This is a genomic window from Paenibacillus donghaensis (genome assembly GCF_002192415.1).
In the GTDB taxonomy this organism is placed as follows: domain Bacteria; phylum Bacillota; class Bacilli; order Paenibacillales; family Paenibacillaceae; genus Paenibacillus_AQ; species Paenibacillus_AQ donghaensis.
Genome location: NZ_CP021780.1, coordinates 6,568,664 through 6,580,795, shown reverse-complemented (window position 1 = coordinate 6,580,795; position 12,132 = coordinate 6,568,664). Strand labels below are relative to the sequence as shown.

Genomic DNA, 12,132 nt, shown 5'->3' with positions numbered 1-12,132 from the left:
CGCCTTCTTTCTATAATGATCAAACACTGCTTCCCGGCTGGGAGGAAACAGCGTCAGGACATAAAACATCCATAGTAATAGCACTTATTATGCTACGCTGGTGGTAGAATGTCAAAATTAAGGATAGTATGTATAACAATTTCTGGAAAGGCTCCGCTTATTACATGGAAGGAGGCGCTGAAATGTTACAACAGCCCGTTGCCCTGTCGGTCCGTTCACTGGTCGAATATGCCTATGCTAGCGGCAGCATAGAGCCGGGCTTCCGCAGTGCAAGTGCCATGGCTGAAGGGACCCGCATTCACCAGAAGATCCAGCAGCAATATAAGGAAGGGGACCGCAAGGAGGTCTATCTGAAGACAGAGATTCTCCATAATGAGCTGGTATTCCTTGTCGATGGCCGCTGTGACGGCCTGCTGGTCTCGGAAACGGGGAGCTTTATCGTAGAGGAAATTAAATCCACCGTAAGTCCGCTGGATGAAATCGGAGAAGGCCGGGAGGTGCATTGGGCTCAGGCGCTGATGTATGCCTATATGATCTCGCTGGAAGAGAAGCTCTCTGCTATAGAGGTTAGGCTTACCTATGTCCGCCGAGGCGGGGAGGAAGCACGCAGTCTGCAGCGGACGGCAACCCTGAAAGAGCTGAGTTCCTTCGCTGCGGAGACAGTGGCCCGGTATGCGCCTTATGCCGAGCTGATGCTTCAGCATACCGAACGCAGGGATGTGAGCCTGCGGCAGCTGGCCTTCCCGTTTGCCGTCTACCGCAAGGGCCAGCGGCATATGGCCGGTGCGGTCTACCAATCGGTCTCGGAAGGGGTCAGTCTGTTTGTGCAGGCTCCGACCGGCATTGGCAAAACGATGTCCACTCTGTTTCCCGTCCTGAAGGCAATGGGCGAAGGACGGGCCAAGGGATTGTTCTACCTGACCGCCAAGACGGTAACACGGCTTGCAGCCGAGGAGGCGCTGGCCTTGCTGGTGGCCGGTGGCCTGACACTGCACGCCGTTACGCTGACCGCCAAGGAGAGGGCTTGCTTCAAGGGAGAAGAAGGTCCCTGTACTGCTGATTATTGTCCCTATACGGACGGCTACTATGACCGGATCAATGCGGCGATACTCGATATCCTGGCCGAAGAGACGCTGATGAGCAGAGAGATTATTGCCCGTTATGCGCGGAAACATCAAGTCTGCCCGTTTGAATTCTCGCTGGATATAGCCTATGCCTGTGATGCTGTGATCTGTGACTACAACTATATTTATGATCCCCGCATCAGTCTGAAGCGGCTGCCCGAGGAGCGCAAGCGCGGCCTCGTGCTGCTGGTGGATGAAGCGCATAATCTGGTGGACCGCGGCCGCGAGATGTTCTCCGCGTCGCTTGAGAAGGCGCCTTTTCTGAGTCTGCAGCGCAGGTATAAGGTCCACAACGGAAATTTGGCCCATGCGGCCAAAGCGGTTAACCGCTTCTTCATTGCTCTGCGCAAAAGCTGCGGGGAGGAGGGAGAGCGGCATTGGAACGAATATCCGGCTGAGCTTCCCTCCCTGCTCGAGACGTTCGCGGTTGAGGCCGAGCAGGAGCTGATCCAGGCTTCTTTCATCGCAGCTTCCGCAGATAATGAAGAGGAAGGCAGTCTGCTGGACACCTATTATGCGGTACAGGCGATGCTGCGCACCTTCAAGCTGTACGATGAGCGGTACATCACCTATGCGGAGGTAAGGCGCGGAGATGTGTACCTGAAGCTGTTCAATCTGGACCCGTCCAAGCTGCTTCGCCAGATGTCGAAGAGCTTCCTCAGCCGGATTCTGTTCTCGGCCACGTTATCGCCGCTGTCTTATTACCGCGATATGATTGGGGCTGAGGAAGAGGACTACAGCTTAAGCGTCCCGTCTCCATTCGAGAAAGAGCAGTGGAAGGTGTCGGTGCTGCCTGTCTCCACACGCTACAGGGACCGGGAGGCATCGCTGCAACCGCTCAGTGAGGCGCTGCATGAGATGGTGTCCCGCCAAGGCAACTATCTGGTGTTCTTCCCTTCGTACCTCTATTTGCAGAATGTGTACGAGGTCTTTGCCGACAGGCACCCGGAGGTTCCGGTATTGGTGCAGGGAACAGGCATGAGCGAGCAGGAGCGGGAAGCCTTCCTGGCCGCCTTCCGGCCGGACAACCCGGATACGCTGCTTGGGTTTGCCGTAATGGGCGGCATCTTCTCTGAAGGGGTGGATCTGCCGGGGGACCGGCTGAATGGCGTGATGGTCGTCGGCGTCGGGCTGCCGCAACTGGGATTCGAACGCAATCTGCTGCGCCGGTACTTCAGTGATGAAGGCAAGAACGGCTTCGATTACGCCTACGTCTACCCGGGCATGAGCAAGGTGCTGCAGGCCGGAGGGCGCCTGATCCGCAGCGAGCAGGACACAGGAATTATCGTGCTGGCCGATGACCGATTCCTGCAGCAGCCCTATTACTCCCTGCTGCCCGAGGAGTGGAGAACTACCTTCTAAACCCATAAACGCGTATAATCTATGAAAAGGCATTCAACTGACATCATCAGGAGGTATATTTATGACACTTCAGCTCGCGATAATAGGAACAGGCTGGTTCTCTAAGGTCCATGCGGACTTGCTGGCAGGAATGGAGGATGTTGCCTTGGTGGCGGTCTGCGGCAGCAGCCGGGCCAAAGGCGAAGAGATGGCGCAGGCATACGGTGCGGCCGGATACGGCGATGTGACCGAGATGCTGGACGCCCATAAGCTCGATGCGGTGTACATCTGCGTCCCGCCGCAGTCTCATGGAGCGATTGAGCGTTCGCTGATTAAGCGGGGTATTCCTTTTTTCATAGAGAAGCCATTGGCCGCAAGTACGGCTATTCCGGCAAGTCTGCTGCAGGATATCAAGGAGCGTAATCTGCTGACTTCGGTGGGCTATCATTTCCGCTACCAGGAGAATATCCGGCGGTTGAAGGAGACACTGAGCGGAGACAAGGTAGGGATGATTGTCGGCCAGTGGATGGGCGGCATGCCGGGTGTGGCCTGGTGGCGCAATCAGGAGCAATCCGGCGGGCAATTCACAGAGCAGACGACACATATTGTTGATCTGCTGCGTTATTTGGCCGGCGAAGTGGTGGAGGTGTACGGGATGTTCGGCAACCGGATTATGCATGAGCAGCATGAGGATGTCACGGTTTCCGATGTGGGCACAGTCTCCCTGAAGCTGGAGAGCGGAATTGTGGCCAATATCTCCAACACCTGCGTATTGCCGGGAGAGATAGGACGGATTAATCTCAGCTTCTATAACGACCGCGGCCTGCTGGACTGGAACCCGGAGCGTCTGCTCGAGGTGCGAAGCGGGGACAGCACCGAATACAACAACACGGGCAATCCTTATCTAGAAGAGAGCGAGGCTTTCCTGCATGCGGTACGGACGGGCGACCGTTCGCGTATTCTCAGCGATTATGAGGACGGGTACAAGACGCTTAAGGTGACCTGTGCAGCTTATGATTCCGCCCAGAACGGATTACCGGTGAAGCTTCATTTGTGATAGCAAAAAGACATGGCGCTTCTGTAGATCAGGAAGCGCCATGCCTTGGCCCAAGCCGGGGCGGCCTAGTGGAGGAAAACCGCGAGCATAGCCGGAGCAACGCCAATGGTGAGCAGCGCCGTCAGGATCATCGCGATACTGGAGATGGTTCCGGTCAATGAGCTCAGCTCGAAAGCCTTGGACGTTCCGGTTCCGTGCGCAGCGGTTCCCAGCGATACACCGCGCGCAATTTCATTGTCAATGCGGAAGAGCCGAAGCACTGTAGGGCCCATCAGCGTACCCAGCACGCCGGTCATAATCACGAAGACCGCTGTAATGCTGGGAATGCCGCCGATACTTTGCGAGATGCTCATGGCAATCGGCGTAGTAACCGACCGCGGCACCAGGCTGGCGGCCAGATCGGCGCTTAAGTGCAGCCATTTGGCCAGCAGCATGGAGGAGATCACCGCAATCACCGTACCGGACAACACGCCTGCCGCAATCTCGGCGGCGTGTTTTTTGAGCACCTTGAAGTTTTTATGCAAGGGAATTGCAAAGGCTATGGTTGCCGGCTGCAGCAGATCCGTCAGCCATTTGCCTCCCGCATTGTAGGATTCGTATGAGACCCCTGTCATGAGCAGGAAGCTGATAATCAGCAAGGGCGTAATGATCAGCGGGGAAGCATACACTTTGGCGCGGACAGTATAGATCCGCTTGGACACCAGATAGACGGCAATGGTAAGCGCGAAGAACAGCGATCCGATTAGCATTAGCTCCGACGCTCCTTCACTTTATAAATAGCGCCTGTCAGCAGTCCCGAGCAGGCCATGACAGCGAAGGTGCCGATCAGCACGACGGCCAGCACCTGCAGCCCTGAGGTTTCCATCAGACTGGAATAGTTCATTACGCCTATGGCAGAAGGGATAAAGAACAGCAGCAGCTCGGCCAGCAGCCAGGTTGCCCCGATCTCCACCCAGTTCAGAGAGAGAATGCCGGATTCAAGCAGCAGAAACAATAAGGCCATGCCGATGATGCTTCCGGGAATGGGAATATGCAAGAATGAAGTCAAGGCATTGATCAACAGGGAGAACACCATCAGTCCCGCCACCTGCAGCAAGCCCAGTGCAAGTTTTTTCATAAGTCTCCGCCCCTTTCATGTTAATGAAAGTTTACATTAGTTTCTTACATAGGTAAAATGAATAGATTGAATAACTAACATTCCATCTGTCTATGCATTGGAGGGGTTCGTATGGAAGTCCGACAACTGGAATATTTCGTTCAGGCCGCCAGACTCAGCAGCTTCTCCAGAGCTGCTGAGTCTCTATATATTACACAGCCCACAATCAGCAAAATGATTCGCAATTTGGAGATTGAACTCGGGGCGGATCTGTTCTACCGGGAAGGCAAAAGCATCCGCCTGACGGATGCGGGCGAGATTCTGCTCCCCAAAGCGCAGAACATTGTTGAATCCTTCTCCAGCCTGTCCTCGGAGCTGGACAGTCTGCGTAATCTGGAGCAAGGCCATATCCGTATCGGCTTGCCGCCGATGGTTGGGGCGAGCTTCTTCCCGGCCGTTATCGGCCAGTTCCACAGACGTTATCCCGAGGTGACGATCCGGCTGCATGAGGACGGAGCCAAAAAGGTGGAGAACGATGTAGAGACCGGGCTGCTGGATATCGGAGTTGTGGTGCTGCCAGTCAACAAGGCCAAATTTCACTGTTTCACCTTTATTGAAGAGAAGCTGCAGCTGCTGGTGCCCGCCGGACACCGGCTCTCCGGTGTGGACCAGGTACCGCTCGCCGAGCTGGCCGAGGAGGAATTCGTGCTGTTTCGTGAGGATTTCGCGCTCCATGACCGAATCATTACTGCCTGCGTCAAGGCGGGCTTCCAGCCCAAGGTGGTCTATGAGAGCTCGCAATGGGACCTCATCAGCCGGATGGTGGCCGCAGGGATGGGCATTGCGCTGCTGCCGGAGACCATCTGCCGTGACATGGACCGTTCCCGGATTGGGGTCATTGCACTTGCGGAGCCTGCTATTCCCTGGCAGTTGGGCATGATCTGGCGCAGAGACCGCTATTTATCCTTTGCGGCGCGGGAATGGATCACTTTTGCCAAGGGACTGCTGGGTGAGCAATATCCGGTCTCCGGCTGGGAGAATGGGGCTGCCGATTAGCGGATAGGGTCTCAAAAAGGACGGCGCCGCTATCTCGTGTTAAATCTACATATTTTTCTTTATTTTCTAATTATGTTTTTTTGGCATCATGATTTATGATAAAGAAAGAGGTAAAAGTGAAGTGGATAGAGAGGTGAGTGATCGTGATGGTTCATCAGGCTTCATCCCGGGACGATCATAGAAGAGATTATAGAGAAGATGAGTTATTTTTGACCATAGAGAGCCTTAGAAGTGAACTGCTTGAGGTGGCTCAGGAGCGCAGTCTCAGCGACCGTGTGGTGCTGGAGCTTAGTGAGCGGCTGGACGGTTACATTGTCATGGCCCAGAACCGGATGATGGACAAGCTGCGCAGCCACAAGGCGGGAACAGCCTCCTACCCTGGCAGTTCGCGCAATCATTCCATAACCATCAGTCAATAAGGGAGCAGGTCTCCTCCTGTATACAGCTATAGATGGTAGGTTCAGAATCAAGAGGGGAGCGGGAGCTCCTCCTTTTGTTATGGTTGCGGCAGCCTTACCCTATAATGTCATTTATTAGAATCCTAAAGTATAGAAGCAGAGGATAGAACGGGGTGGAGGGGAACTTGACTACGATACGTTCAGAGATTGAGAAGCAGCTGTCCCGTTCGGGCCATACTCTCGCTTCGTTTGCCAAGCTGTCGGGTCTAAACCGGGGCAGTCTCAGCGCCATCCTGCATGGCAATCCGCCCAAGCCGATTTCCTTGGGCCAGCTGGATGCCATCACTAAGTCGCTCGGATTCCCCGAAGGCTGGCTCTACCCGCTTTATGTGGGGGAATGCTTCAGCGAGCGCAAGATTTCGCGCCGCAGGCTGGAGCCATTTCTGATCCGCTGTACAGAGCTGGGGAAACAATCCTGCATCGATGAGATTCTCGGCAGGCTGCTTGAATCCGCCAAGGCCTTGGATATTGTCTATTCGGTAGGAGAGAAGCTGTTCTGCAGCGGGAAGGTTCAGGAGTCGGTTGCCTTCTACAGAATTGTTGCCGAGAATGAGACGGACCGCTATTCCGAACGTCTTGCCATCAGCCAATTCCATATCTTCATCTCCCAGCAGGCCATCGTGGATATGGAGGAGAGGCTGCGCACCCTGATTGTGTTTGAGCCGTTTAGAGGCCGTCTTCCCGAGCCGTTACAGCTGGAGGGGTTGCTGAGGTTGGCCAAGGTCTGCTTCCATCTACACAGATGGGAAGAGATGGAGGGATATGGCGATGAGCTTAGAGCGCTGGCTCAGGGGATCTATCAGCAGGAACCGGTCAAGTCCGGCAGCAAACGTGCAGAGATGCTGGGGATGGAGCGTCCGCTTGTTTTTTATTATGGTCATGGATATTTAATCAAGGCTATGGCACTGACCAAACAAGGCCATTATGCAGAGGCCAAGAAATACACGGCAGGTTATGCTGATCTTAGTTGGTTTAGGCTGCTTGATGATGAGGGAAGACTTGCGGTGGAGAAATTATCCATGTATGCGGCAGCCAACAGCTTCGCTCTGGAGTTGCTTGGTGGGAACATCTCGGTGTTGCCCGGTTATACTGCCTTTCTGGCAGAGAACCCTGGTGAGATTCTGGCCGGCCTGATTATTATCATGCAGGCTGCCAACCGCTACGGCTTTAAGGCCGATGCGATACTGGCGCGGTTCTCAAGGGAGATCCAGCGGTTTGAGCAGTTTCAGGACCCTATCAATGTCGACCGCCTGTACAGGCTAAGTTATCAGACGGCGCTGTATCTAACCAGCCATAACCAGTACCAACAAGCGGTTCGGCTGGTGCTCCAGAGTCTGAAGCTGGCGATCCGGCTGAACAACGGCAAGGAGCTGATTAAGGTCGTGATCCTGTTCGAAACCAACCGTGAATATGCGGACGCTGCTCAGCGGATGGAATACGGGGATATTGTAAAAGGGATGGAGCAGCATCCGATTGCTGCCGCGAATGAGAACAGGCATTTCGGAATCATGTGAAAGTATAAGCATAACCTTGCCCTAACGGCAGGGTTTTTTTATGCTGTTGTTCGTTCTTGAAATCGTAATATTTGAGAGCGGATTCAACAATTGACAAAGCTTTTATCCGCAAATATAATTAGGTAGCCAAATTAATAAAGTAACTAATTATTAGACGACCTAACTATAGAGAGGGGTGATTATAATAGATAGCAACAATAATTCCTCATCCAATTCAGTTGGCCATAAGCTGTTTGCAGCACTCCGGCAGCTGCGCAAAGCGCACTGGCACCATTCAGTGGAAGGGCATAAGCCAAGTGAGCTGACTTTATTAATATGTATCGCCAAAAGAAACGCTCCCGATAAGGAGGGATTGAAGGTATCCGAAATCAGCCGCTTCCTCGATCTGACGCCTCCTACGATTACCCAGCTGATCAACAGCCTGGAGGCGAAGGGTATGGTGGAAAGACAGGCAGACCCTTCCGATCGCAGAGTGGTGCGCATCAAGCTTACGGAGCAAGGAAAGGTCGTTACACGCCAGGCCAAGCATCACATGGACACCACATTGAACAGGCTGGTGGAATATTTGGGCGAAGAAGAGAGTAACATGCTTGCAGAGCTGCTGCTAAGGGTTCATGAGTTCGTAGAGAACAATCCGCCGCCCAATCTGGATGGGCTACAAATGAACGGAGATGAGAAGCATGATTAAATTAATGAAACAACTGAAGCCTTTTAAGCTGGCTATCGCGGCTATATTAATACTCGTATTTCTGCAGTCCATGGGCGATCTCTACCTGCCTACGCTAATGGCCGACATAGTAGACAAAGGGATTGTCCAGGGGGACCGCAGCTATATCTGGAAGATCGGCGGCTTCATGCTGCTGGTTGCAGGAGCAGGCGCGCTCTTCTCCGTGATTGCCAGTTATTTATCGGCCAAAGTCGCAGCCGGTTTCGGCCAGAATACCCGCTCACGCATGTTCAGCCATGTAGAGAATTTCACGCTGCATGAATTCGACAAGCTGGGTACCGCTTCTTTGATTACCCGCACCACCAATGACATTACACAGGTACAGACTGTACTTACCATGATGCTGCGGATGATGGTCGGTGCGCCTATGATGATGATCGGCGGGATTATTATGGCGGTCTCGGAGGATGCCAAGCTCTCCCTGATCTTCGTGGTCGTAATTCCTGTGCTGGTGGCAGTTATCTTCCTGATAGGAATGAAGGGTCTGCCGCTGTTCAAGGCGATACAGATCAAGCTGGATAAATTGAATCTGGTGCTGCGCGAGCATCTGACCGGCATCCGTGTCATCCGCTCCTTTAACCGCATTAATCATGAGAACAAGCGGTTTACTGCAGCCAATACCGATCTGACCGACACGGCGATCAAGGTGAACAAGGTAATGGCCGGACTGATGCCGATGATGATGCTCGTGATGAATTTCTCGATGATTGGCATTCTATATTTCGGTGGTATCCGTATCGATGATGGCAACCTTGAGGTAGGCTCACTGATGGCTTTTATTCAATATGCGATGCAGATTATGTTCTCGCTGATTATGGTGTCCATGATGTTTGTGCTTATCCCGCGTGCTTCCGCTTCCGCCATCCGGATCAACGAAGTGCTGGATATGAAACCTGAATTTACTGATCCTACAGGCAGCGAGCTGCAGATTACAGCGGATGCTACCACAAAAGACGGACGCGCCGGCATGCACGGATTCGTTGAGTTCGACAATGTGTCCTTCTCTTACCCGGGTGCCGAGCAGCCTGCGCTCTCCGGGATCAGCTTCAGTGCCCGGCCAGGTGAGATTACGGCGATCATCGGTGGTACCGGTTCAGGCAAGTCTACGCTGCTCAGCCTGATTCCAAGATTCTACGATGTCATTGAAGGTGCAGTGCGCGTGGATGGTGTGGATGTGCGTGAGATGACCCAGGAGCAGCTGCGCGCCAAGATTGGCTATATTCCGCAAAAAGCGGTGCTGTTCACCGGCACAATAAGCGAGAACATCCGCTACGGCAAAGAGGATGCTACAGATGAAGAAGTCATCCATGCCGCTACAGTTGCCCAGGCCTACGATTTCATTTCCGCCATGAAGGAGGGCTTCAACTCCGAAATTGCCCAAGGCGGGAACAACGTCTCAGGCGGACAGAAGCAGCGGTTGTCGATCGCCCGTGCGCTGGTCCGCAAGCCTGAGGTGTATCTATTTGACGATAGCTTCTCGGCGCTGGATTTCAAGACAGATGCCAACCTGCGTGCCGCACTCAAAGGGGAAACGACGGAATCTACAGTTCTGATTGTTGCCCAGCGTGTCAGTACCGTTATGGATGCCGACCGGATCATTGTCATGGATGAAGGTGTAATTGCCGGTATGGGCACACACCGCGAGCTGCTGGAGAACAATGAAGTGTACCGCGAGATCGTATCCTCGCAGCTGTCAGAGGAGGAAATAGCATGAGTGAACAGAACAAAGCAAGCAAATCCGCACCGCGGGGACACAAAGGCCCAGGCCCGGGCGGACCTCCGGGAATGATCATGCCTGCGGAGAAAGCCAAGGATTTCAAAGGTACGCTGCGGCGTCTGATCCATTATTTGCGCCCGCGGCAGTTTCAGCTGATTATTGTCTTTATTATGGCTATCGCCAGTACCGTGTTCAGTATATTCAGTCCCAGAATTATGGGTAAAGCGACTAACGAGCTATTCGTGGGGGCCTACGGGAAGTTGACCGGCGTTCCTGGAGCGGCGATTAATTTCGGAGCAATTAATGATATTCTGATCCAACTGGCCGCGCTCTACCTGTTAGCCTCATTGTTCAGCTATATTCAGGCCTACGTAATGTCTGGGGTAGCCCAGAAGGTTGTATATGATATGCGTGAGCAGATCAACAGCAAGCTGGAGCGTCTGCCGCTGAAATATTTCGATTCCCGCACTCATGGGGAAATCCTCAGCCGTGCCACCAATGATGTGGATAATATCAGCACCACCCTGCAGCAGAGCTTGACCCAGATGATTACCTCCATCGTGACCATCATTGGGGTCATTGTGATGATGCTCACCATCAGCCCATGGCTGACGCTGATTACCATCCTGACCCTGCCGCTGAGCTTCGTGGTCATTCTGGGCATTTCCAAGCGTTCACAGAAGTATTTCATCGGCCAGCAGAAATCACTTGGCGAGCTGAACGGACATGTGGAGGAGATGTATACCGGTCATCGGGTCATCAAGGCTTTTGGCCGCGAGAAGAACTCGCTGGAGCATTTCGACGGCATCAACCACACCCTGTACGATACCGGCTGGAGAGCACAGTTCCTCTCCGGGATGATTATGCCGCTGATGATGTTTATCGGGAACCTTGGATATGTGCTGATCTGTGTGGTCGGAGGTATTTTTGTAACCCGCAATATGATTAATGTCGGGGATATCCAGGCCTTTATCCAGTATACCCGCCAATTTACGATGCCGATTACGCAGGCGGCCAATATCGCCAACATCATCCAGTCCACTATTGCCTCCGCAGAACGTGTCTTTGAACTGCTGGATGAAGAAGAGGAAGTCAAGGAAGTTTCGACGTCCCTAGTGAAGCAGGATGAGGAAACGGTTGGAGGCGCTGTAGAATTCCGCCATGTGAAATTTGGCTATAAAGCAGACGAGATTCTGATTCAGGATATGAATATTGAGGTCAGTCCCGGCCAGACCATCGCTATTGTCGGACCTACCGGAGCCGGCAAAACTACGCTCATCAACCTGCTGATGCGCTTCTATGAGCTGGACGACGGAGAGATTATCATTGATGGTGTAGGCATCACCGATATGAAACGCAGTGAGCTGCGCAGCAGATTCGGCATGGTGCTGCAGGATACCTGGCTCTTCAACGGCACGATCCGCGACAACATTGCCTATGGGCGTGAAGGAGCCACGGAAGCCGACGTGGTGCGGGCCGCTAAGGCTGCACATGCTGACCATTTCATCCGTACGTTGCCGCTGGGCTACAATACTATTCTAAATGAAGAAGCCTCCAATATTTCACAAGGGCAGAAGCAGTTGCTTACGATCGCCCGGGCCATCCTGGCCGATCCTTCGATCCTGATTCTGGATGAAGCTACAAGCAGTGTCGATACACGTACAGAGGTTTTGATCCAGAAAGCAATGAATAACCTGATGGATAACCGGACCAGCTTTGTTATCGCCCATCGCTTGTCCACCATTCGGGATGCCGATCTGATCCTGGTGATGAACCAGGGGACGGTCATTGAGCAAGGCAACCATGAGGAGCTGCTGGCAGCAGGCGGATTCTATGCTGACCTGTACAACAGCCAATTCTCGGGGGATGACCTGCCGGATGCAGGATAAAAGTACATTAATACTGACATAACACCCAAACGCCCCGCCTTCACAGACGCGCTGATCAGCCTGCTGTGGATGGCGGGGCGTTTTGAGGTTTCAGGCATGGAAAAGAGGTGAGAAATAAATATGATTTGATAAAAATTTGATGGGTATATATGA

The 12,132-nt window shown here is 53.2% G+C and carries 10 protein-coding genes; 8 read left to right on the top strand and 2 right to left on the bottom strand.

The window, feature by feature from the left end; translation table 11 throughout:
• The first annotated feature begins 164 nt into the window (after positions 1 to 164).
• Entirely contained in the window at positions 165 to 2,486 is a 2,322-nt protein-coding gene (locus tag B9T62_RS29795; RefSeq protein ID WP_087920479.1) for a helicase C-terminal domain-containing protein, read from the top strand.
• A gap of 61 nt (positions 2,487 to 2,547) precedes the next feature.
• Complete coding sequence (locus tag B9T62_RS29790) at positions 2,548 to 3,522, top strand: Gfo/Idh/MocA family protein (RefSeq protein ID WP_087918569.1); 975 nt, start codon at positions 2,548 to 2,550, stop codon at positions 3,520 to 3,522.
• Between the two features lie 65 nt (positions 3,523 to 3,587).
• On the opposite strand, the gene B9T62_RS29785 is transcribed toward B9T62_RS29790, so the two are convergent.
• Together B9T62_RS29785 and B9T62_RS29780 are read right to left on the bottom strand one after the other, a co-directional pair.
• On the bottom strand, positions 3,588 to 4,271 hold the full coding sequence (locus B9T62_RS29785; protein ID WP_087918568.1) for a CidB/LrgB family autolysis modulator: 684 nt from the start codon (positions 4,269 to 4,271) through the stop codon (positions 3,588 to 3,590).
• Entirely contained in the window at positions 4,271 to 4,639 is a 369-nt protein-coding gene (locus tag B9T62_RS29780) for a CidA/LrgA family protein (RefSeq protein ID WP_087918567.1), read from the bottom strand. The genes B9T62_RS29785 and B9T62_RS29780 overlap by 1 nt, the downstream gene beginning before the upstream one ends.
• 111 nt (positions 4,640 to 4,750) lie before the next feature.
• On the opposite strand from B9T62_RS29780, the gene cidR reads away from it, so the two are divergent.
• The 6 genes from cidR to B9T62_RS29750 all read left to right on the top strand — a co-directional run bounded on the left by cidR (position 4,751) and on the right by B9T62_RS29750 (position 11,979).
• A complete protein-coding gene (cidR, locus tag B9T62_RS29775) occupies positions 4,751 to 5,674 on the top strand; it encodes a cidABC operon transcriptional activator CidR (protein ID WP_087918566.1) in 924 nt (307 codons plus the stop codon).
• 146 nt (positions 5,675 to 5,820) lie between these two features.
• The gene (locus B9T62_RS29770; protein WP_087918565.1) at positions 5,821 to 6,093 is read left to right on the top strand and encodes an aspartyl-phosphate phosphatase Spo0E family protein; all 273 of its coding nucleotides are present in this window, start codon (positions 5,821 to 5,823) and stop codon (positions 6,091 to 6,093) included.
• Between the two features lie 164 nt (positions 6,094 to 6,257).
• On the top strand, positions 6,258 to 7,646 hold the full coding sequence (locus tag B9T62_RS29765) for a helix-turn-helix domain-containing protein (RefSeq protein ID WP_245864131.1): 1,389 nt from the start codon (positions 6,258 to 6,260) through the stop codon (positions 7,644 to 7,646).
• Between the two features lie 175 nt (positions 7,647 to 7,821).
• On the top strand, positions 7,822 to 8,334 hold the full coding sequence (locus B9T62_RS29760) for a MarR family winged helix-turn-helix transcriptional regulator (protein ID WP_245864129.1): 513 nt from the start codon (positions 7,822 to 7,824) through the stop codon (positions 8,332 to 8,334).
• On the top strand, positions 8,327 to 10,087 hold the full coding sequence (locus B9T62_RS29755; protein WP_087918563.1) for an ABC transporter ATP-binding protein: 1,761 nt from the start codon (positions 8,327 to 8,329) through the stop codon (positions 10,085 to 10,087). The genes B9T62_RS29760 and B9T62_RS29755 overlap by 8 nt, the downstream gene beginning before the upstream one ends.
• On the top strand, positions 10,084 to 11,979 hold the full coding sequence (locus B9T62_RS29750) for an ABC transporter ATP-binding protein (protein WP_087918562.1): 1,896 nt from the start codon (positions 10,084 to 10,086) through the stop codon (positions 11,977 to 11,979). The genes B9T62_RS29755 and B9T62_RS29750 overlap by 4 nt, the downstream gene beginning before the upstream one ends.
• Positions 11,980 to 12,132 lie beyond the last annotated feature (153 nt).

Excerpts from the sequence above, each read along its gene's own strand:
- B9T62_RS29795 (WP_087920479.1), top strand. The coding sequence starts at position 165 with ATGGAAGGAGGCGCTGAAATGTTACAACAGCCCGTTGCCCTGTCGGTC.
- B9T62_RS29790 (WP_087918569.1), top strand. The coding sequence starts at position 2,548 with ATGACACTTCAGCTCGCGATAATAGGAACAGGCTGGTTCTCTAAGGTC.
- B9T62_RS29785 (WP_087918568.1), bottom strand. The coding sequence starts at position 4,271 with ATGCTAATCGGATCGCTGTTCTTCGCGCTTACCATTGCCGTCTATCTG.
- B9T62_RS29780 (WP_087918567.1), bottom strand. The coding sequence starts at position 4,639 with ATGAAAAAACTTGCACTGGGCTTGCTGCAGGTGGCGGGACTGATGGTG.
- cidR (WP_087918566.1), top strand. The coding sequence starts at position 4,751 with ATGGAAGTCCGACAACTGGAATATTTCGTTCAGGCCGCCAGACTCAGC.
- B9T62_RS29770 (WP_087918565.1), top strand. The coding sequence starts at position 5,821 with ATGGTTCATCAGGCTTCATCCCGGGACGATCATAGAAGAGATTATAGA.
- B9T62_RS29755 (WP_087918563.1), top strand. The coding sequence starts at position 8,327 with ATGATTAAATTAATGAAACAACTGAAGCCTTTTAAGCTGGCTATCGCG.
- B9T62_RS29750 (WP_087918562.1), top strand. The coding sequence starts at position 10,084 with ATGAGTGAACAGAACAAAGCAAGCAAATCCGCACCGCGGGGACACAAA.